Origin of the sequence: Hominisplanchenecus murintestinalis (assembly GCF_943193015.1) — a bacterium.
Classification (GTDB): domain Bacteria; phylum Bacillota; class Clostridia; order Lachnospirales; family Lachnospiraceae; genus Hominisplanchenecus_A; species Hominisplanchenecus_A murintestinalis.
On sequence record NZ_CALPCM010000033.1, the window covers coordinates 1 to 19,490 of the forward strand.

21 protein-coding genes are annotated in these 19,490 nt (G+C 46.8%); 16 read left to right on the forward strand and 5 right to left on the reverse strand.

All coding sequences use genetic code 11. From position 1 onward, the window contains the following. Positions 1 to 106: 106 nt before the first annotated feature. The gene (locus NFR99_RS10960) at positions 107 to 1,744 is read right to left on the reverse strand and encodes an ABC-F family ATP-binding cassette domain-containing protein (protein WP_251353625.1); all 1,638 of its coding nucleotides are present in this window, start codon (positions 1,742 to 1,744) and stop codon (positions 107 to 109) included. Positions 1,745 to 2,007: 263 nt separating this feature from the next. Here NFR99_RS10960 and mnmL point away from each other — a divergent pair, with 263 nt between their 5' ends. Further along, positions 2,008 to 2,940, forward strand: coding sequence for a tRNA modification radical SAM protein MnmL/YtqA (gene mnmL / locus NFR99_RS10965; RefSeq protein WP_120484465.1), 933 nt, complete (start codon positions 2,008 to 2,010; stop codon positions 2,938 to 2,940). 3 nt (positions 2,941 to 2,943) lie between these two features. After that, a complete protein-coding gene (locus NFR99_RS10970) occupies positions 2,944 to 3,456 on the forward strand; it encodes a DUF4364 family protein (RefSeq protein WP_120484466.1) in 513 nt (170 codons plus the stop codon). A 5-nt stretch (positions 3,457 to 3,461) separates the two neighbouring features. Here NFR99_RS10970 and NFR99_RS10975 read toward each other — a convergent pair whose 3' ends face one another. Beyond that, positions 3,462 to 4,388, reverse strand: a complete 927-nt coding sequence (locus NFR99_RS10975) for a cation diffusion facilitator family transporter (RefSeq protein WP_251353626.1) — start codon at positions 4,386 to 4,388, stop codon at positions 3,462 to 3,464. Positions 4,389 to 4,581: 193 nt separating this feature from the next. Between NFR99_RS10975 and htpG the strand changes: the two genes are divergently transcribed. After that, positions 4,582 to 6,633: a molecular chaperone HtpG gene (htpG, locus tag NFR99_RS10980; RefSeq protein ID WP_120484468.1), complete on the forward strand. Its 2,052-nt coding sequence runs from the start codon at positions 4,582 to 4,584 to the stop codon at positions 6,631 to 6,633. Between the two features lie 65 nt (positions 6,634 to 6,698). Here the strand turns inward: htpG and NFR99_RS10985 are convergent, their stop codons facing one another. Then, positions 6,699 to 7,193, reverse strand: a complete 495-nt coding sequence (locus tag NFR99_RS10985; RefSeq protein ID WP_120484469.1) for a DUF5721 family protein — start codon at positions 7,191 to 7,193, stop codon at positions 6,699 to 6,701. Between the two features lie 196 nt (positions 7,194 to 7,389). Here NFR99_RS10985 and NFR99_RS10990 point away from each other — a divergent pair, with 196 nt between their 5' ends. Both NFR99_RS10990 and NFR99_RS10995 read left to right on the forward strand, forming a co-directional pair. Next, positions 7,390 to 8,229 carry a DegV family protein gene (locus NFR99_RS10990; protein ID WP_120484470.1) on the forward strand — a complete coding sequence of 280 codons (840 nt, stop codon included), beginning with the start codon at positions 7,390 to 7,392 and terminating at the stop codon, positions 8,227 to 8,229. A gap of 150 nt (positions 8,230 to 8,379) precedes the next feature. After that, positions 8,380 to 8,640 carry a hypothetical protein gene (locus NFR99_RS10995; RefSeq protein ID WP_120484471.1) on the forward strand — a complete coding sequence of 87 codons (261 nt, stop codon included), beginning with the start codon at positions 8,380 to 8,382 and terminating at the stop codon, positions 8,638 to 8,640. 58 nt (positions 8,641 to 8,698) lie between these two features. Here the strand turns inward: NFR99_RS10995 and NFR99_RS11000 are convergent, their stop codons facing one another. Then, complete coding sequence (locus NFR99_RS11000; RefSeq protein WP_120484472.1) at positions 8,699 to 9,655, reverse strand: TIGR03943 family putative permease subunit; 957 nt, start codon at positions 9,653 to 9,655, stop codon at positions 8,699 to 8,701. A 16-nt stretch (positions 9,656 to 9,671) separates the two neighbouring features. Further along, the gene (locus NFR99_RS11005) at positions 9,672 to 10,844 is read right to left on the reverse strand and encodes a GTP-binding protein (protein WP_251353627.1); all 1,173 of its coding nucleotides are present in this window, start codon (positions 10,842 to 10,844) and stop codon (positions 9,672 to 9,674) included. A gap of 253 nt (positions 10,845 to 11,097) precedes the next feature. On the opposite strand from NFR99_RS11005, the gene NFR99_RS11010 reads away from it, so the two are divergent. The 11 genes from NFR99_RS11010 (at position 11,098) to fabZ (ending at position 19,478) form a co-directional block, all read left to right on the forward strand. Continuing rightward, entirely contained in the window at positions 11,098 to 12,201 is a 1,104-nt protein-coding gene (locus NFR99_RS11010) for a hypothetical protein (protein ID WP_251353628.1), read from the forward strand. 1 nt (position 12,202) lies between these two features. Next, positions 12,203 to 12,556, forward strand: a complete 354-nt coding sequence (locus NFR99_RS11015; protein WP_135976098.1) for an arsenate reductase family protein — start codon at positions 12,203 to 12,205, stop codon at positions 12,554 to 12,556. A gap of 16 nt (positions 12,557 to 12,572) precedes the next feature. Further along, on the forward strand, positions 12,573 to 13,076 hold the full coding sequence (gene greA, locus NFR99_RS11020) for a transcription elongation factor GreA (RefSeq protein ID WP_120484476.1): 504 nt from the start codon (positions 12,573 to 12,575) through the stop codon (positions 13,074 to 13,076). Positions 13,077 to 13,359: 283 nt separating this feature from the next. Continuing rightward, positions 13,360 to 14,337 carry a beta-ketoacyl-ACP synthase III gene (locus NFR99_RS11025; protein ID WP_120484477.1) on the forward strand — a complete coding sequence of 326 codons (978 nt, stop codon included), beginning with the start codon at positions 13,360 to 13,362 and terminating at the stop codon, positions 14,335 to 14,337. Between the two features lie 100 nt (positions 14,338 to 14,437). Further along, positions 14,438 to 14,665, forward strand: a complete 228-nt coding sequence (acpP, locus tag NFR99_RS11030) for an acyl carrier protein (protein ID WP_120484478.1) — start codon at positions 14,438 to 14,440, stop codon at positions 14,663 to 14,665. A 19-nt stretch (positions 14,666 to 14,684) separates the two neighbouring features. Then, positions 14,685 to 15,623, forward strand: coding sequence for an enoyl-[acyl-carrier-protein] reductase FabK (gene fabK, locus NFR99_RS11035; RefSeq protein WP_120484479.1), 939 nt, complete (start codon positions 14,685 to 14,687; stop codon positions 15,621 to 15,623). Further along, positions 15,616 to 16,536, forward strand: a complete 921-nt coding sequence (gene fabD, locus NFR99_RS11040; protein WP_251353629.1) for an ACP S-malonyltransferase — start codon at positions 15,616 to 15,618, stop codon at positions 16,534 to 16,536. The genes fabK and fabD overlap by 8 nt, the downstream gene beginning before the upstream one ends. Continuing rightward, on the forward strand, positions 16,530 to 17,270 hold the full coding sequence (gene fabG, locus NFR99_RS11045; protein ID WP_251353635.1) for a 3-oxoacyl-[acyl-carrier-protein] reductase: 741 nt from the start codon (positions 16,530 to 16,532) through the stop codon (positions 17,268 to 17,270). Before fabD ends, fabG begins: the two co-directional genes overlap by 7 nt. Positions 17,271 to 17,341: 71 nt before the next feature. Further along, positions 17,342 to 18,580 (forward strand): beta-ketoacyl-ACP synthase II, encoded by a 1,239-nt coding sequence (fabF, locus tag NFR99_RS11050; protein WP_251353630.1) that lies wholly within the window; start codon positions 17,342 to 17,344, stop codon positions 18,578 to 18,580. Between the two features lie 15 nt (positions 18,581 to 18,595). Then, positions 18,596 to 19,069 carry an acetyl-CoA carboxylase biotin carboxyl carrier protein gene (accB, locus tag NFR99_RS11055; protein WP_251353631.1) on the forward strand — a complete coding sequence of 158 codons (474 nt, stop codon included), beginning with the start codon at positions 18,596 to 18,598 and terminating at the stop codon, positions 19,067 to 19,069. Then, positions 19,050 to 19,478 carry a 3-hydroxyacyl-ACP dehydratase FabZ gene (gene fabZ, locus NFR99_RS11060; protein ID WP_120484482.1) on the forward strand — a complete coding sequence of 143 codons (429 nt, stop codon included), beginning with the start codon at positions 19,050 to 19,052 and terminating at the stop codon, positions 19,476 to 19,478. The genes accB and fabZ overlap by 20 nt, the downstream gene beginning before the upstream one ends. The last annotated feature ends 12 nt before the right edge of the window (positions 19,479 to 19,490 follow it).

Genomic DNA, 19,490 nt, shown 5'->3' on the forward strand with positions numbered 1-19,490 from the left:
GATAAGAATTTCCATATCCTAATTCTTACCAAAAAGGAGCCATTTATTTCCAAAAACACAAACTTATTTACACTACCGAGCGCTTTTGGATCTGACGGGCTGTCGGTTAATTATCTTCCGGATTTCCGTCTGTCGTATAAACCTGACGCTTTTTCGCCATTTCATCGCTTGCCAGGTATTCGTCGTAAGTCGTAATCTTGTCAATCATTTTTCCGTTCGGAAGGATTTCCATGATGCGGTTGGCGGTAGTCTGTACAATCTGGTGGTCGTGGGAGGCGAAGAGCAGCACGCCGGGGAATTTAATCAGGCCGTTGTTCAGAGCCGTGATAGATTCCATATCTAGGTGGTTCGTCGGCTCGTCCAGAAGCAGTACATTTGCGCCGGAAATCATCATTTTTGAGAGAAGGCAGCGCACCTTCTCACCACCGGAGAGAATTTTTACTTTTTTCACGCCGTCATCCCCGGCAAAAAGCATTCTTCCAAGGAAACCGCGCACATAGGTGGCGTCTTTGATTTCGGAAAACTGGGTCAGCCAGTCTACAATCGTCAAATCGTTGTCAAATTCCTCGGTATTGTCTTTAGGGAAATATGCCTGGGAGGTAGTGACGCCCCACTTAAACGTACCCTCATCAGGTTCCATTTCACCCATAAGGATTTTGAAAAATACAGTTTTTGCCTGTTCGTTTCCGCCTACAAAAGCGATCTTGTCGTTGTGTCCCAATGTAAAAGTAATATCGTCGAGGACTTTTACGCCGTCAATGGTTTTTGAAAGATTTTCAACCATCAGGATTTCATTTCCGATTTCACGGTTGGGGCGGAAATCAATATAAGGGTATTTACGGCTAGAGGGTTTAATCTCATCCAGCTCAATTTTCTCCAAAGCTCTTTTTCTGGAGGTCGCCTGTTTGGATTTGGAAGCGTTGGCGCTGAACCGGGAGATAAAGTCCTGGAGTTCTTTGATTTTTTCCTCTTTTTTCTTATTTGCCTCTTTCATCTGGCGGATGAGAAGCTGGCTGGACTCGTACCAGAAGTCATAGTTTCCGGCATAGAGCTGGATTTTCCCATAGTCGATGTCTGCGATATGGGTGCAGACTTTGTTGAGGAAATAGCGGTCGTGAGACACGACGATCACAGTATTGTCAAAGTTAATCAGGAATTCCTCGAGCCATTCAATGGCGTTCAGGTCGAGGTGGTTGGTCGGCTCGTCCAGAAGAAGGATATCCGGGTTGCCGAACAGGGCTTTTGCCAGCAATACTTTCACTTTTTCATTTCCGTTTAAGTCTTTCATGATGGAGTAATGGAACTCCGTATTTATCCCCAGTCCATTTAAGAGCATAGCGGCGTCTGATTCCGCTTCCCAGCCGTTCATCTCGGCAAATTCGCCCTCAAGCTCGCTGGCACGGATACCGTCTTCGTCCGTAAAGTCCTCTTTGGAATAGATGGCTTCCTTTTCCTTCATGATATCATACAAACGGCGGTTACCCATGATAACGGTATCCAGTACGGGATATTCGTCGTATTTAAAGTGATCCTGCTCCAACACAGACAGACGCTGTCCGGGGGTGAGCGCGATAGAACCGCTGGTGGTTTCCAATTTGCCGGAAAGGATTTTCAGGAATGTGGATTTTCCGGCGCCGTTGGCGCCGATCAGGCCATAGCAGTTTCCTTCCGTAAATTTAATATTTACATCTTCAAACAAGGCTTTTTTGCCCACACGGTATGTTACATTATTTGCACTAATCATATTTACCTCCAATGGCGCATTTCGGGCGCCTGATTTGTTATGCGGCAATACCATTGTAACCGATAATATGGAAAATGCAAGGAAAATTAGTATTTTTGTGGTTATTGCTTTTTGAGATGTTCTGCATTATAATTATTTTTGTTTTCATATAGAAGAATCCCATCGCGAAGCGGTTTAAAATGGATTTTTGCATGTAACAGGGCAGATTGGCTGAGCTGTTACAGATTTTGGGCAGCTGCGGCTGGTTTGATTAAGGTGAGATTATGCGGTTATGGGGTGAGAAGCCGTACCGTTCCCTGGACTATCATCTCAGGGAGCGGTATGGGGAAAAGATTTATAAAGTTTCTTTAAACGGAGGAATGACCTGTCCGAACCGGGATGGGACTCTGGGGAGCAGAGGGTGTATTTTCTGCAGCGCGGGCGGTTCCGGCGACTTTGCCGGGGATGCAGCTATGTCTGTTACAGAGCAGATTGAAGAACAGAAAGCAGGGATTTCCGGAAAGTTTCCCGCAAGGCATTTTATCGCATATTTCCAGGCATATACGAATACTTATGCGCCTGTTGGCTATTTGGAGCGGATTTTTACGGAAGCGCTCGCCCATCCGGATGTGGTGGGACTTTCTATCGGGACACGCCCGGACTGTCTGCCGGATGATGTGCTGGAGCTTTTGACCGCGCTGAACAGGGAGAAGCCTGTCAGCGTAGAACTGGGACTTCAGACCATTCATGAGGAAACGGCTGCCTTTATCCGTCGGGGATACCCGCTGTCCTGCTTTACGGAGGCAGCGGAACGTTTGAGAGGGGCAGGGCTGGAAGTGGTGGTTCACACGATTCTGGGACTGCCCGGAGAGTCGAAGAAGGATGTGCTCCAGACTATGCAGTATTTGAACAGCCGGGACATTCAGGGAATCAAGCTGCAGCTTCTTCATGTGCTGAAAGGGACAGATTTAGCCGGATATTATGCGTCTCCGGGGTTCCATGTGCTGAACCGGGAGGAATATATTGATATGGTCATCTGCTGTCTGGAATCCCTTTCACCGGATATTACGATACACCGCCTGACGGGGGACGGACCAAAGGAGCTTCTCATAGCGCCTCTATGGAGTATGCGAAAGCGGGAGGTGCTCAACCGGATTCACCATGAAATGAAGATGCGCCAGACATGGCAGGGACGCTGTTTCACAGGAAAGGAGTAAGCAATGGCAGAACCACATACGTTATACAAATTGATTATTCTATATATGCTGAAAAAGGTGAATTTTCCGCTTACAAATGCACAGATATCTAACTTTGTGCTGGAGCAGGGGTATACGACGTATTTTACCTTGCAGCAGATTATCCATGAGCTGATAGATTCCGGCCTGATTCGGCAGGAGAAAATACGCAACACTTCCCAGTACCATATTACGGAAGCCGGAGAAGAGACACTGACGTACTTTGGGAAGAAGATTTCCCGGGCAATCAGGGAAGATATAGACCAGTATCTGAAAGAAAACAGCTACCAGCTCCGCAATGAGGTAGCTGTTACGGCGGATTATTATAAGACCACCGAAGGAGAATACACGGCGGAATGCAGAGTGAAAGAGCGAAATGCAGATTTAATCAGTCTGTCCCTGACAGTGCCGCTGGAGGCGCAGGCGGCGGCTATCTGCGGCCGCTGGAAAGATAAATGCCAGGATGTCTATGCATTTTTGATGAAAGAGCTTTTGTAGATTAGTTAAGAGTGGTTTTTCGCCGGATTTACATGCACCATAATATGTTTAATCTTTGGGAAATCCTGTTCGATATCATCGTGTACTTTTTCCGCGATTTCGTGTGCTTTCTGGAGGGTGTAGGAGCCGTCCACCGCAATTTCCAAATCCACATAGATTTTGTTTCCAAAAATACGGGTCTGGAGCAAATCAATGCCTTTTACTTGTGGGTTTTTCATGGTGCAGGCTGAGATTTGGCTTTCTGTTTCTTCGTCACAGGAATGGTCTACCATTTTGTCAACGGCGTCTTTGAAAATATCATAAGAGGCTTTTAGGATGAATCCAAAAATGACCAGGCTGGCGATGGAATCCATAACGGGAAAACCAAGCCTCGCTCCGGCGATTCCAATCAATGCACCTATGGAGGAAAAGGCGTCGGAACGGTGGTGCCAGGCGTCTGCCATCAATGCGCCGGAATCAATTTTCCGTGCATGGATAACGGTATACCAGTACATAGCCTCTTTACTGATGATGGATACAATTGCCGCGGCCAGGGCGAATCTTCCAGGTATCTGTAGAGTGCGGTGAGCGCCGGGAAGGACATTTTTTAATGCTTCGATGCCGATTCCAAGCCCGGTAAGGAAGAGAACCATGGCCAGAATCAGGGCGGCTACGCATTCCAGCCGCTCATGGCCGTAAGGATGCTCTTTGTCGGATTCTTTTGAGGCAAGCCTAATGCCAATCATGACAATTACGGTGCTGAATACATCCGACGCAGAATGGACTGCGTCACTTATCATGGCGCTGGAATGAGACAATATTCCGGCCAAAAGTTTAAGAACGGAAAGGAACAGGTTTCCGATAATGGTAACGATGGATACCCGATTTGCTGTTTTCTGAAAGTCGGCGTTCAGAACGGGTTCTGTGCCTGCGGTATGTTTGCTTTTTTCCATATGGATGCCTCCCTAATTTAAAATACCTATGAACTTGTTATTATAACAAACATTCGTTTATTTATCAACACTTGGAACAAAGTTGTTAGCACTCGGTTAAAACGAGTGCTAATTTTTTCTTGACATTTTGTACACGGCGTATTAAACTATGCTTTAAATGATGAACATAAAAAAGAACAAAGGAGTGTGTGCTATGAGTAACCGTACAGGAAGTTTATCCATTAACAGTGAAAACATATTTCCAATCATAAAAAAGTGGCTGTATTCTGACCATGATATTTTTGCCCGCGAGCTTGTGTCAAACGGATGCGATGCCATTACGAAGCTGAAAAAGCTGGAGATGATGGGAGAGTATACGTTTCCGGAAAAATATAAGGCAAAGATAGAAGTTATTGTAAATCCGGAAGAGAAAACCCTGAAATTCATTGATACGGGTCTTGGAATGACGGCTGAGGAAGTAGAAGAATATATTACGCAGATTGCTTTTTCGGGAGCTACGGATTTCCTGGAAAAATATAAGGATAAGACAAATGACGACGAGATGATTGGCCATTTCGGACTGGGATTCTATTCTGCATTTATGGTAGCTGACGAGGTGCATATTGATACCTTATCTTATAAGGAAGGAGCGTCTCCGGTACATTGGGAGTGCGACGGAGGAACAGAATATACGATTGACGACGGCAGCAGGACGGCAGCCGGTACGGAAATCACACTGTTTTTAAATGAAGAAAGCCTGGAATTTGCCAATGAGTACCGCATGAGGGAAGTTCTTCAGAAATATTGTTCCTTTATGCCGGTAGAGATTTTTCTCTCTAATGCAAATGCAGAGCAGCAGTACGAGACAATCGACGAGAGCGAGCTGACGGAAGAGGATGTAGTAGTTGAGCATATCCACGAAGAGGCAAAGACAGAAGAGCAGGAGAATGAGGACGGGGAGAAAGAAGTCGTTGAAATATCCCCGGCAAAAGACAAGGTAAAGATTCATAAGCGCCCGGTGTCCATCAGCGATATCCACCCGCTCTGGACGAAGCACCCGAATGAGTGCAGCGACGAGGAATACAGGGAATTTTACCGCAAAGTATTCCTGGACTATAAAGAGCCGCTGTTCTGGATTCACCTGAATATGGATTATCCATTTAATCTTAAAGGAATCTTGTACTTCCCGAAAATCAATACGGAATACGATTCCATAGAGGGAACGATTAAGCTGTACAACAACCAGGTATTTATCGCGGATAATATTAAAGAGGTTATCCCAGAATTCCTGATGCTGTTAAAAGGTGTGATTGACTGCCCGGATCTGCCTTTGAATGTATCGAGAAGCGCACTCCAGAACGATGGATTTGTGAAAAAGATTTCGGAATATATCTCGAAAAAAGTGGCGGACAAGCTTTCCGGAATGTGCAAGACTGACCGTGAGAACTACGAGAAATACTGGGATGACATCAGTCCGTTTATTAAATTTGGATGCATCAAAGACAGCAAGTTCAGCGACAAGATGATGGATTACATTTTGTACAAGAACCTGGAGGATAAGTACCTTACTTTTACGGACTTTGTGGCTGAAAATAAAAAAGAAGAGCCGGAAGCGGAAGTTGTAGAAGAAAGCAAGACCGGGGACGAGGGCGAGGAAGAGAAGCCGAAAACAAAGCTTTATTATGTGACAGACGAGGTACAGCAGAGCCAGTACATCAATATGTTTAAAGAGCAGGGCATGGATGCGGTGCTTTTGAAACATAATATTGATTCGGCATTTATCAGTCATGTAGAACAGAAGCATGAGGACGTAAAGTTCCTGCGTATTGATGCGGATGTGACAGAAAGCATGAGAGAAGAAATTTCGGAAGAAGAGCTGAAAGAGGAAAAAGATACTCTGACAGAAGTATTCCGCAAAGCTTTAGGAAGAGAAAATCTGGAAGTGAAAGTAGAAAAGCTGAAAAATGAAAACATTTCTTCTATGATGACGCTTTCTGAAGAAAACAGAAGGATGCAGGATATGATGAAGATGTACGGCATGGGCGGCATGGATCCGAGTATGTTCGGCGGACAGGAAACACTCGTTCTGAATGCGAATAATAAACTGGTACAGTACATTTTCGAAAATAAAGATTCGGAGCATGTGCCGATGATTTGCGGGCAGCTTTATGATTTGGCGATGCTGAGCCATAAGCAGCTTGCACCGGAGCAGATGACGAAGTTTATCGCCAGGAGCAATGAGATTTTGGCGCTGCTGACGAAATAGGGCATAATAAGAAGAGAGCAGCCGGAGGGGCAGAACCTTCCGGCTGTTTTGAGTATAGAAGGGAATTATTCTGCCGGGATTTCTTTTGCATGGAAGAACTTCCGTACCATTTCATCCCAGGCGTGCTCAAGGGATTTGTCCATTGTGAAAAGATTCAGGGATGTACCCGTTATACAATGGAGAGAACGCCCGTCATAGTGGAGGTTCAGGTAAAGTCCGTTTACATCTGAGGGAGTAAGGGCGACTCCCGTTTGCAGCAGGAGCTTTTCTGTATTGGATGACGAAAGCTGGAAGACGATTTTGAAATTTAATGGTGTTTTTTTTCCTTTGATTAGTTCGAGACAGAAAGGGCGCATCTGTTTCCAATAGGAGTAGGGTTGGCAGAATTCTTCATTTTCAAGTTCTTCAGAAGAAAAGTAGCCCTTCTGAAGATGTCCGTCAATCAGGAACGTGCCGAAGGTAGTGATGGATGCTTCTGTGAGATAGAAGCGGTCAAAGGTATCATGCAGCAAGAGTTGGGACATGAAGTCTTTAACATTTAAAATGTGAAGTGAAATCATAGTTGTTGTCCTCATTTCAGATAGTATCTTATATGTCATCCAGTATACACTGAAAAAAATAGAAAGGAAAGAGAAAACTCCCTATACAAATAGAAATATTTGTGTTATGATAACGTAGTATTTAAAACTACATAAAAGAATCGCAAGATTGCTTTTTGCGTTATGGATAGATTGAAGAAGTGGAGGGATAGTTTTCATGAGTTACAGAATAGTAATTGACAGCTGCGGGGAACTGACAGAAGAGATGAAGAAAAGCGGGCGGTTTACATCTGCGCCTCTTACGCTGCAGGTAGATGAGCATACGGTCGTAGACGATGAGACATTTGACCAGGCAGATTTTTTAAAGAGAGTGGCTGCCAGCCCGAATTGTCCCAAGTCTTCCTGTCCGTCGCCGGAAGCTTACAGGGATGCGTTTGACTGCGGTGTGGATCACGCATATGCAGTGACTCTTTCCGCAGAGCTGAGCGGCTCATACAACAGCGCTATGCTGGGAAAAAATCTTTATCTGGAGCAGCAGCCGGAAGCAAAGGTATATGTCTTCAATTCCCGTTCTGCTTCTGTAGGCGAGACGCTTATCGGACTGAAAATACAGGAATGTGAAGAAGCAGGAATGTCTTTTGAACAGGTGGTAGAGACCGTGGAAGCATATATCGCAGGACAGAATACATGGTTTGTACTCGAAAATCTGGAAACGCTGCGTAAGAACGGAAGGCTGAGTACGGTAAAGGCAATGGTGGCGTCTGCATTGAAAATAAAACCGGTGATGGGCGCTACTCCGGAAGGGACAATTATCCAGCTTGGCCAGGCGAGGGGGATTAACCGGGCGGTTATGCAGATGGTTGAATTGACTGCTGCAAAGGTGGAACGGCCGGAGGAGAAGATTCTGGCAGTTTCCCACTGTAACTGTCCGGAAAGAGCGAAAATGGTAAAGGATGCGTTGGCTCAGAAGGCAGGCTTTAAAGATATTATTGTTTTGGATACGGCGGGCGTCAGCAGTATGTACGCTAATGACGGAGGGGTTATCGTAGTCGTTTAGTCACTATGAATGGAGCGGACTGTTACGTGGTTTAACGGGAATTTTGACTTTTTTTGAAATGTTCGTGCAAAATTCACAATTATGTAGTATACTTGTCTCAAGAGGGAGCCTCTGCGCTCTAAATAGAAATTGAGTTAAGGAGTGTATCATATGAGTCAGGCAAAAGTTGACCGTTATAAAGAGGAGAAAAAGAACCGGAAGAAAACGATGAAAAAAGAGAAGCGTCAGCAGCGGCTGGTGAAGTTCTGCGGAGTCCTGGCAGCTATAGTAGTGGTTGGCTGGGTTGGGTACTCAGGCTACAACAGCTTCGTAAAGGGCAGTACAGCGGCGGGGAAGACCTATAGTGTGGATACCGCAGCGATTGACGATTTCATGCAGAATCTGCCGGGAGAAGAGACGGAAGCAGAATAAGATATGACAGAGAAGCCGCCGTGCGGTGTGGAATACACATCGCACGGCGGCTGTTTTGTTAATTAAAGTATACCATTTCATCAGCCAGGGCTTCACAGGAAGTTACCTGTTCTGCGTAGAGTACGGGACCCTGCCCATGATAAAAACCAGAGTATTCATAAGCCACCTTTGCTGTTACCTGTACCCATTCCCCATGCTTTAGGTGCACAGCAAGAGGAGTCTTGCACAGATACCCGATCATCTGTGTATCGTCGGCACAGCAGGTCATGGCTTTTCTGCCAGGGACAAAATATTCGGCTTCTTTTTTCTTGCTTTTCATGGCGCGTGCCCGGAAGCGGACCGTCTTGCCTGCGTAACGTTCCGGGTGCTCGTCCATATCTACATAAAAGATACCATAGTCCATATCGGCGATTTCGATCGGGCTGGCATCCATATCGTAAGGAACAGAATCCTCAAATAAATCAATAAGCTCGCCTTCGTCATTTTCAAAGCTGATTTCGCAGGAAGGATTTACGACTTTCAGCCCCCGGCGGTAATCCGTCAGCGGGTCATTTGCTTTGCAGCGGTTAAAAATCACCATGTCTGCGTTCCTTACCATTTCCGAGAAAACAGACTGCATATTGTTGCGGTAAATCTGATAACTGCTGCCGTCAACCAGTACGATTTCCTGGGAAATCCCCCAGCCGAGAGGGAGTTTCATGCCTCGCAGTGTCTGAGTACCCCAAAGAGGGTTATATTCCAGGAGCACACGATCCGGGTGGTATTTTCTGTGAAGCGTACGCAGGTATTCGAATGTAAAATCAGAGGGGTTTTCGATAATTTCCAGTACAGTATTGTATTTGAGAAGTTCCTTTTCATCAAACGTTTCCTCACCTTCTTCGCAGGTAATCAGAAGAGTAAGGTCATCAATCTGAAAGTAATCCTGGCGTATCGTAAAATTTAAAAAAGAAGTTTTCCCGCTTTCTAATATACCGTTTATCAGATATACAGGGACGGAAATATTAAAATCACTCATAATTGTTCCCCCATTTTTACTTTGCAGACCATAAAGATTTCAGCTTGCCCTCATCCATCTGAGAACCGATGACACAGATACGCCCGGTGTATTCAGGGCTTCCGCTCCGAATATCAAATTCATCCGGCACCATGTCGAAATACATCCAGGTTCCGTCCGGGGCTTCCAGCATTCCTTTGGCGCGCAAAATCATACCGAAAGAACTGTCTTCAGAGAGAGTTTTGAGAATAGATAAAATTTCCTCACGGCTGTATTTCCGGGCGGTTTCAAATCCCCAGCTTGTAAAGACCTCATCTGCATGATGGTGGTGATGCTCATGCCCGTGGCATCCGCATGAGCAGTTGTCGCCATGCTCATGATGGTGTTTATGGTGGTGCCCATGTTCACAGCTTTTATCGTGTTTATGGTGATGTTCATGTTCATGGCTTTCATCGTGTTCATGGTGATGTTCATGTTCACGGCTTTCATCGTGTTCATGGTGATGTTCATGTCCGCAGCTTTTGTCATGTTCATGCTCATTATGGCTGTGGCATCCGCAGGAACAGTGTTCATGATGATGTTTCGGTTCTTTGTCTATATGTGTAAGGTCGGTTTTCACGCCCTCAATGGTATCCAGGATTTTCTTTCCCTCAAGATGTTCTGCCGGCGTGGTGATGATAGTTGCGTCAGGATTCAGATCCCGGATTATGGAAATCGCCTGTTCGATTTTATCCGGGGTGGCTTTTTCCATGTCGGTGCGGCTCAGGATAATGGTTCCTGCAGCTTCCACCTGGTTTTTGAAGAATTCGCCGAAATTGCGAAGGTACATTTTACATTTTAATACATCTACTACGGTTACGGCGCTGTTGAGAACAGCATCAGAGTTCAGATTTTCAATGGCATGAATAACATCGGAAAGCTTACCCACTCCGGAAGGCTCGATGATGATTCTGTCAGGATGGTATTTTTCAGCAACTTCTTGTAATGCGGCGCCGAAATCGCCTACCAGGGAGCAGCAGATACAGCCGGAATTCATCTCCCGGATTTCGATGCCTGCGTCCTTCAGAAAGCCGCCGTCAATACCGATTTCTCCGAATTCATTTTCAATCAGGACAATCTGTTGTCCCTGAAAAGCATCTTGCAGCAGTTTCTTGATCAGTGTAGTTTTCCCGGCGCCCAGAAAGCCGGAAATAATGTCAATCTTTGTCATAATTTTCACTCCTTTTATAAAAGAGGACGAAGGAATACCTTCGCCCGTTCTTTTGCAGTTCTTTCCGATAAATTATACTACTGAATTTATTTTCTGTAAACCCTCAAAAAGCAGAGCGGTTTTTGAGGACAGATAAACCGCAATTTTTTTCTGAAATTTTTCTGAACTTGCTTGTATTTGTCCCCGTATGAGCCTATAATCGTAAGGAGATTTAGAGATATGAAAAGCAGAGTCTAAACGGAGGGGATTATTTATGAAAAAAAGAACAGTGTGTCTGATGCTTGCAGTGTGTCTGTCTATTGCGGGATGCAGTACGAAGAAGGCGGAAGAGACACAAGAGGTTATGAAGCAGGAGACACAGGCAGAAACACAGACGGAGACAGAAACGGAAACAGAGACAGAAACGGAAACAGAGACAGAAACAGAAACCCAGACAGAGACGGAAACGCAGACGGAATCCGAAACTGAGACGGAAACCCAGACAGAGGCAGCCACAGCGTCCTGGGAGGTGAATACGATAGTAGGTTCGCTGGTGGATATAGATTTACAGCAGCTTACGGTATTGTCTGATAATGGGAATGAAATTATTTTTCCAATAGAAAATGTAGAACTGGATTTCCGGGGAGGTTTCCGTGTGGGAAATCTGGTATCGGTGCAGTATATGGGAGAAAAGCTGTATGCAGATAATAGGGATACAGATGTTGTAGTTCTACGGGCGGCAGATTCTGCAGACGTACAGGAGCTGAGCGAGCCGGAGAGTGAGACAGAAAGCAGGAAAGAGACAGAAGGGAAAAGCGAATCAGAAACCGGTACGGAACAGGAGAGCCAAAGGGAATCAGAAACAGGGACAGAGAGCGAGACGGAGAGCGAAGCAGAAACGGAAAGCAAGACCTCGGAGCCTGAGTCGGAAAGCGCCGCAGAAGATGATGCCGGGAAAATAAAGAATACCAAGGGGAAAATCAAATCCATAGACCGCAACAACATGACCATTACAATCACAGGCAGCAATAAGGAATGGACATTTGGGATTATGAATACCCGGATGTATTTTGCTAAGGGCATGAAGAAGGGGCGGAATATCGTGGTATCTTATACCGGGGATATTTCGGATAGCGAGCAGAATATTATTTCTGTTATAGATTTTCCAAGTTTTGAAGAAATGGCAGATGCGAAGGAGGCCGCTGAACAGGCAGAGTCTGAGACGGCGAGCGAAACAGAAGCTGAGAGCGTGACAGAAAAAGAGAGTGGGACAGAAAAGGAGACTGAGACAGAGAAAGAGTCCGGGACGGAGAAGGAACCGGAATCGAAAAAGGAATCTGAGACGAAGAAAGAGACAGAGAGAAAGGCTGGAGAATAAGATGGTATTATTTATAGAATATCCGAAATGCACGACCTGTCAGAGAGCAAAAAAATGGCTGGATGCCCATGAGGTGGAATACGTATCGCGGCATATCAAAGAAGAAAGTCCTACAGAAGAGGAATTAAAGGCATTTCATCAGAAAAGCAATTTGCCGCTCAAACGTTTCTTCAATACCAGCGGGCAGAGCTACAGGGCGCTGGGATTGAAAGATAAACTGCCGGGAATGACAGAGGAAGAGCAGTATGCCCTTCTGGCAACGGACGGGATGCTGGTGAAGCGTCCATTAGTGGTGGGAGATACGTTTGTGCTCACAGGCTTTAAGGAAAAAGAGTGGGAAGAGTATCTCGCGTAGAAGAAAGAGGCAGGAAATGGGAGAAAAGCTGACAAGAAGCGATGTAAAGAAAATTGAACAGGAGATTGAGCACCGGAGACTGGTGGTGCGTAAAGAAGCGCTGGAGGCTGTAAAAGAAGCCAGGGCGCATGGAGATTTGAGCGAGAACTTTGAATATCACGCGGCGAAAAAGGATAAGAATGCAAATGAGAGCAGAATCCGTTATCTGGAGCGTATGTTAAAGAATGCCCAGATTATTTCAGATGAATCCAGGCCGGATGAGGTAGGCATCAATGATACGGTTGTAGTTTACTGTGAGGATGACGATGAAGAAGAGACGTATCGCCTGGTTACAAGTATCCGGGGAAATTCACTGGCGGGGCTGATTAGCACGGAGTCTCCCATTGGGAAGGCAATCCTGCGTCACAGGGTAGGAGAGCGCGTAACCGTCAAAGTAAATGAAAATTACAGTTACGATGTGGAAATCCGTTCGATTACAAAAACAGGAGAAGAGGATACCGACCAGATACGGCGCTTTTGAGCAATTTATTCCCGTGAGCAATAAGCCAAGTGACTGCTTGCAGGCATTTGGCGACTGCCGCGAGAGTCAAATACCCCGCCCTTTGGGGCGTTTCAAGTTTGATGCCCTGCTGCTTGCAGCGGGGGCTTTGACTGAGTTAAGAAATAGGAGCATTTAGTGCTTCTATTTTTTTTGCAGAGGGAAAAATTTACATTTCCCCCATTTTTGTAAATTGTATTTGGGAACAGTTTTGGTAAAATTTATCCTGTTGGAAGTGATAACTATAAATGACAGGGGCTGTGAGATGACTGGCAAGATAAAAGGAATTGGTGCTTATGTGCCGCACAATGCAATAGATAACAGAGAATTGGAGAGATTTGTGGAAACCAGCGATGAATGGATTTTGGAAAGAACAGGAATCCGGAGAAGACATATCGCAGTGGAGGACACTACAGTTTCTATGGCGGTAAAGGCATCGAAAGGGGCGCTGGAGGATGCGGGCATGGAGGCGGGAAATTTAGATTTGATTATCGTGTCTACGATTTCCCCTATGAGGATTATGCCCTGTACAGCCTGTGAAGTGCAAAAAGAAATAGGAGCCGCAAATGCAGCGTGTTTTGATTTGAGCGCAGCGTGCAGTGGGTTTCTTATGGCGTATATCACGGCATGCGCTTATATTGAAAGCGGCATGTTCCGGCACATCTTAATCGTGGGAAGCGAATGCCTTTCAAACCTTACAGACTGGAGTGACAGAGGAACCTGCATCTTGTTCGGAGACGGAGCAGGGGCGGCAGTGGTTACGGCAGCAGAGGGAAGAACGTTCGCTCCGGCAGTTTATTCCGACGGGAACCAGGGAAGCGCGCTCACTCTGCAGAGCAGGCACGACAGGAGTCCTTTTAACGAAGGCGGAAAAGATTATGGCAGCAGAGAATATTACATGCAGATGGATGGGCAGGCGGTATTTAAGTTTGCGGTAAGAAAAGTGCCGCAGGTTATTGAAAACGTTCTTTCCGAAAACCGGATGAAGAAAGGCGATATTAAATATTACATTCTTCATCAGGCAAATAAAAGGATTGTGGAGGCCGCGGCAAAACGCCTGGAAGAGCCTGTTTCCAAATTCCCCATGAATATGCAGGAGTATGGAAATACCTCGTCTGCAAGCATTCCGATTCTGCTTTATGAAATGAAAGAACGGGGGCAGCTGCGCTCCGGCGACAGGATTGTTCTTGCCGGATTCGGCGGCGGGCTTACATGGGGAGCAGTGATTGTTACATGGAAGTAGATTGCCGGTGTAAGCGGTAAACTTTCCCGGAAACCGCGATTGCCCGGGCAGAGGGCTAAGATATTGCAGATTATTAAGAAAAATAAAGAGGAGAAAAGACATGTTTGAAGAAATCAGAGCAATTGTAGCAGCAAATTTAGGCGTAGAGGAAGAAGGGATTACTGTGCAGACTTCTTTTAAAGAGGATTTGAATGCAGATTCCCTTGACTTGTTTGAAATGGTAATGGCGCTGGAGGAAAGCTTCGGTATAGAAATCCCTTCTGAGGATTTGGAGGAGCTGCAGACAGTGGCGGATGTTATGGAGTATATTGAAAAGCATCAGGAATAAGTAAAGGCGGGGCAGAGATATGCAGACAGAATTAACTAGGCTGTTGGGAATCAAATATCCAATTTTCCAGGGAGGAATGGCGTGGGTGGCGGAGTATCATCTGGCGGCGGCTGTATCCGAAGCCGGGGGACTGGGAATCATCGGCGCGGCAAACGCACCCGCTGAATGGGTCAGGGAGCAGATTCGCGAGACAAAAAAACGGACGTCGAATCCTTTTGGGGTAAACGTAATGCTTATGAGCCCGCACGCGGAGGCTGTTGCGGAAGTAATCGCTCAAGAGGGCGTGGCAGCAGTAACTACCGGTGCGGGGAATCCGGAAAAATATATGGATATGTGGAAAGAAAAAGGAATCAAGGTAATTCCGGTAGTTGCTTCCGTGGCTATGGCGAAGAGGATGCAGCGATGCGGCGCAGATGCAGTTGTGGCAGAAGGCTGTGAGTCCGGCGGACATATTGGAGAAAGTACGACGATGGCTTTAGTACCTCAGGTAGCGGATGAAGTGTCTGTTCCGGTAGTAGCGGCGGGCGGAATCGCGGATGGAAGAGGGATTGCGGCGGCGCTTATGCTGGGAGCAAAGGGTGTACAGATAGGGACACGTTTCGTTGTGACAGAGGAGTGTCAGGTACATCAGAACTACAAAGACAGAATTGTAAAAGCGAGGGATATTGACACCCGTGTGACCGGACGGAGCACAGGACATCCGGTACGGACTCTGAGAAATGAAATGACAAAAAAGTACCAGGAGATGGAAAGTGCGGGCGCTTCTCTTGAGGAACTGGAATATCTGACACTGGGCGCGCTGCGCAAAGCGGTTCAGGAGGGGGATATTAAGCATGGAAGCGTAATGTCCGGGCAGATTGCCGGGCTGGTTAAAGAAGAAATAAGCTGCAGGCAGCTGATAGACAGTCTTGTGCAAGAAACAGATGCTTTGCTGAAAGGAGCAGGGGCATATGTGTAAAATAGCGTTTCTTTATCCGGGACAGGGAGCGCAGCAGGCAGGAATGGGCGCTGATTTTTATGAAAACGGCAGCTTGGCAAAAAGCTTTCTGGATAAGGTGGAGGGTTGCCTGGACTTTCATTTAAAAGAGGTATGTTTCCGAAAAGATGAAAGATTAAATAAGACGGAATATACACAGCCGGCTATGGTTTCAGTGTGCCTCGCGATGACGCTGGAGCTGACGGCGCGGGGCGTGAAGCCGGATATAACGGCAGGATTGAGTCTTGGGGAATATGCGGCAGTGGCGGCGGCAGGGGCTTTTAACAGCCTGGATGCTGTTCGTCTTGCCAGAAAGCGCGGGATTCTTATGCAGAATACGGTTCCCGAAGGAGAAGGGGGCATGTGCGCCATACTGGGGATGGAGACAGAAGCGGCAGAAAAGATTCTCAGGGAGATGGAAGGCGTGTCCATAGCAAACTATAATTGCCCGGGACAGATTGTAATTACAGGAAAGAAGGAAAGCGTTAAGGCGGCGGCAGAGCGGCTGAAAACAGCAGGGGCGAAACGAACAGTTCCCTTAAATGTCAGCGGCCCTTTTCATTCACCGTTTCTGGTTCCGGCAGGAGAAGAGCTGAAAAAGGAAATAGAGAAAATTTCTGTACATCCTTTGGAGGTTCCTTATGTGGCGAATGTGACGGCAGAGAAAGTAGAGAATGCAGACAGGATATGCGGGCTGCTTTCCAGAGGGGTATCCTCCCCGGTGAGGTGGCAGCAGAGTATGGAGTATATGATTGCGGACGGCGTGGATACCTTTGTGGAAATCGGGCCGGGAAGGACGCTTACAGGGTTTTTGAAAAAAATAAATAAGGAAGTATCCGTGTATCACATTTCCACGTGGGATGACATGGAGAATATTGGGTGCAGATTATGTTAAATGGAAAAACAGCAATTGTGACAGGCGCATCCAGGGGAATCGGAAAGGCAATTGCCTTGGAGCTGGCAGAGAGAGGAGCCGATGTGATTGTGAATTATCATGGGGCTAAGGAAGCGGCAGAAGCTGTAGTAAAGGAAATAAAGGATAAAGGCGGCGCAGCGGAAAGCTATGGATGTGATGTGTCTGGTTACAGCGCATGTGAGGAGTTTATACGCCGGGTAGCAGAGAAATACGGGGCAGTTGATATTCTGGTGAATAATGCGGGGATTGCAAGGGATAACCTTTTGATGAAAATGACGGAAGAAGATTTTTCCGCCGTGATTGATACAAACCTGAAAGGAACTTTCTATACAATGCGGTTTGTATCCCGGCAGATGTTAAAGCAGAGAAGCGGCCGGATTATTAATATAGCTTCGGTGGTAGGAGTCACGGGAAACGCAGGGCAGGTGAATTATGCGGCTTCCAAGGCAGGGGTTATCGGCATGACGAAAACAGCGGCCAGGGAATTGGCAGGACGCGGCATCACGGTGAACGCGGTCGCTCCGGGATTTATTGAAACGGATATGACAAAGAAACTGAGTGAGAGAGTAAGGGAAACGGTGATTGGGCAGATTCCGCTTGGCAGGTTTGGAAGCCCGGAGCATGTGGCGAAAGCAGTGGGGTTCCTTGCTTCAGACGATGCAGAATACATTACCGGGCAGGTCATCCATGTAGACGGCGGAATGGTGATGTGACACTTGGCTTGCGCAGGAAATGAATGAGCTGCGCAAACAGTAACAGAAAATGTGCCGGAAGTGAGGAAAGTATGAAAAGAAGAGTTGTTGTGACGGGAATGGGGGCAGTGACCCCTATCGGTAATACTGTGCCGGAGTTCTGGAAAAGTATCCGGGAGAAAAAGGTTGGCATTGGAGAAATTACCAGGTTTGATACTACGGATTATAAAGTGAAGCTTGCGGCTGAGGTAAAGGGCTTTAAAGGAGCCGACAGGATGGACTTTAAAGCTGCAAGGCGTATGGAGCTATTTTCCCAGTATGGGGTAGCGGCTGCAAAGGAGGCGTTGGAAGATTCCGGGCTGGATATGGCAAAGGAAGACCCTTTCCGCGCAGGCGTCATCGTTGGTTCCGGAATCGGAAGCCTGCATACGATTGAAAAAGAATATGAGAAAATCCTGAATGGCAAGGTGAACCGGGTGAATCCTCTGATGGTTCCGCTTATGATTTCTAATATGGCGGCGGGAAATATTTCTATCCAGCTGGGACTGCGAGGGAAGTGTACAAATGTAGTAACAGCCTGTGCGTCAGGGACGAACTGTATCGGGGACGCTCTGCGGGCAATCCAATATGACGATGCGGATATTATGTTTGCGGGCGGCGCGGAGAGCTGTATCGACCCTACGGGGGTGGCCGGATTTCAGGCGCTTACTGCACTTTCTACAGAGACGAATCCCCTTAGGGCGTCTATTCCTTTTGACAAGGACAGGAAAGGCTTTGTACTGGGAGAAGGCGCGGGAGTTGTCGTGTTAGAAGAGCTGGAGCACGCGAAAAGGCGGGGGGCGCATATCTATGCGGAAATCGCCGGTTATGGCGCTGCGGGAGATGCATTTCATGTGACTTCACCCTGTGAGGATGGAAGCGGCGCGGCAAAAGCCATGGAGCTTGCCATGCAGGAGGGGGGCGTTCTGCCATCGCAGGTAGATTATATCAATGCTCATGGAACAGGCACGCACCATAATGACTTATTTGAGACAAGAGCCATCAGAAAGGCATTGGGGGAAGCGGCAGGGCGGGTAGTTATAAATTCTACGAAATCTATGATAGGACATCTGCTGGGAGCGGCAGGCGGCGTAGAGTTTATCGTGTGCGTGAAGTCTATAGAGGAGGGGTATATCCATCAGACGATGGGAACAGAAGCCACAGATGAGGAGTGCAGCCTGAATTATGCAATTGGCGCCCCGGTGGAAAAGAAACTGAGCTGCGTGCTTACGAATTCCCTGGGGTTCGGCGGGCATAACGCGTCGCTTTTGTTAAAAGAATATAAGGATTAAAGAAAGGTTTGGCTGATGGAATTTGAAAATCTTTTAAAGCTGGTAGAATGTGTTTCAAAATCGAAAGTAGACAGTTTCTGCTATGAAGAGGGCGGAACGAAAATCAGAATGAAAAAAAGCTGGGAAAAGGCGCAGGTAACGGCTCCGGCGATACTGACATCAGGAAAGGAAGAGGGTTTGGAGGATGCTGCCGAAACAGCCGCTGCGGAGGGAAGGCAGGTCAAATCCCCGCTGGTAGGAATTTTTTATGCGGCTCCGGCAGAAGATGCACCGCCTTTCGTATCTGTAGGCGACACAGTCAGGAAAGGACAGACACTGGGAATTGTAGAAGCTATGAAACTGATGAATGAAATTGAATGTGAATGTGACGGAGTGGTAGAGGAAATTCCGGTGAAGAATGGAGACGCCGTGGAGTACGGACAGACATTATTTGTCATCACGCCTGTGTCCGGGGGAACAGGAGGAAGCGATGAAACATTTGGATATTAATCAGATAAAAGAAATCATTCCCCATAGACATCCGTTTCTTTTGCTGGATGCTATTGAAGATTATGAACCGGGGGAGTATGCAGTGGGGTATAAATGCGTAACATACCGGGAAGATTTCTTTGCCGGGCATTTTCCGCAGGAACCTGTTATGCCGGGAGTGCTTACAGTAGAAGCCCTGGCACAGACGGGAGCAGTAGCGATTCTGTCCCTGCCGGAAAATAAAGGGAAAACGGCATACTTTGGCGCAATTAATAAATGTAAATTTAAAGGGAAAGTCGTTCCGGGAGATAAGCTGCGCCTGGAAACGAGAATTATTAAGAAAAAAGGCCCGGTGGGAATAGGCGAGGCATCAGCCAGTGTAGACGGAAAGGTTGTCGTACAGGCAGAGCTGACATTTATGGTGAATTAGGAGAGAATGGGC

Coding starts and splice junctions, on each gene's coding strand:
- NFR99_RS10960 (WP_251353625.1), bottom strand. CDS start 1,744: ATGATTAGTGCAAATAATGTAACATACCGTGTGGGCAAAAAAGCCTTG.
- NFR99_RS10970 (WP_120484466.1), top strand. CDS start 2,944: ATGGCAGAACCACATACGTTATACAAATTGATTATTCTATATATGCTG.
- NFR99_RS11025 (WP_120484477.1), top strand. CDS start 13,360: ATGACTGGCAAGATAAAAGGAATTGGTGCTTATGTGCCGCACAATGCA.
- greA (WP_120484476.1), top strand. CDS start 12,573: ATGGGAGAAAAGCTGACAAGAAGCGATGTAAAGAAAATTGAACAGGAG.
- NFR99_RS10995 (WP_120484471.1), top strand. CDS start 8,380: ATGAGTCAGGCAAAAGTTGACCGTTATAAAGAGGAGAAAAAGAACCGG.
- fabG (WP_251353635.1), top strand. CDS start 16,530: ATGTTAAATGGAAAAACAGCAATTGTGACAGGCGCATCCAGGGGAATC.
- fabF (WP_251353630.1), top strand. CDS start 17,342: ATGAAAAGAAGAGTTGTTGTGACGGGAATGGGGGCAGTGACCCCTATC.
- htpG (WP_120484468.1), top strand. CDS start 4,582: ATGAGTAACCGTACAGGAAGTTTATCCATTAACAGTGAAAACATATTT.
- fabK (WP_120484479.1), top strand. CDS start 14,685: ATGCAGACAGAATTAACTAGGCTGTTGGGAATCAAATATCCAATTTTC.
- accB (WP_251353631.1), top strand. CDS start 18,596: ATGGAATTTGAAAATCTTTTAAAGCTGGTAGAATGTGTTTCAAAATCG.
- NFR99_RS11000 (WP_120484472.1), bottom strand. CDS start 9,655: ATGAGTGATTTTAATATTTCCGTCCCTGTATATCTGATAAACGGTATA.
- mnmL (WP_120484465.1), top strand. CDS start 2,008: ATGCGGTTATGGGGTGAGAAGCCGTACCGTTCCCTGGACTATCATCTC.
- fabD (WP_251353629.1), top strand. CDS start 15,616: ATGTGTAAAATAGCGTTTCTTTATCCGGGACAGGGAGCGCAGCAGGCA.
- acpP (WP_120484478.1), top strand. CDS start 14,438: ATGTTTGAAGAAATCAGAGCAATTGTAGCAGCAAATTTAGGCGTAGAG.
- NFR99_RS10990 (WP_120484470.1), top strand. CDS start 7,390: ATGAGTTACAGAATAGTAATTGACAGCTGCGGGGAACTGACAGAAGAG.
- NFR99_RS11005 (WP_251353627.1), bottom strand. CDS start 10,844: ATGACAAAGATTGACATTATTTCCGGCTTTCTGGGCGCCGGGAAAACT.
- fabZ (WP_120484482.1), top strand. CDS start 19,050: ATGAAACATTTGGATATTAATCAGATAAAAGAAATCATTCCCCATAGA.
- NFR99_RS10985 (WP_120484469.1), bottom strand. CDS start 7,193: ATGATTTCACTTCACATTTTAAATGTTAAAGACTTCATGTCCCAACTC.
- NFR99_RS11015 (WP_135976098.1), top strand. CDS start 12,203: ATGGTATTATTTATAGAATATCCGAAATGCACGACCTGTCAGAGAGCA.
- NFR99_RS11010 (WP_251353628.1), top strand. CDS start 11,098: ATGAAAAAAAGAACAGTGTGTCTGATGCTTGCAGTGTGTCTGTCTATT.
- NFR99_RS10975 (WP_251353626.1), bottom strand. CDS start 4,388: ATGGAAAAAAGCAAACATACCGCAGGCACAGAACCCGTTCTGAACGCC.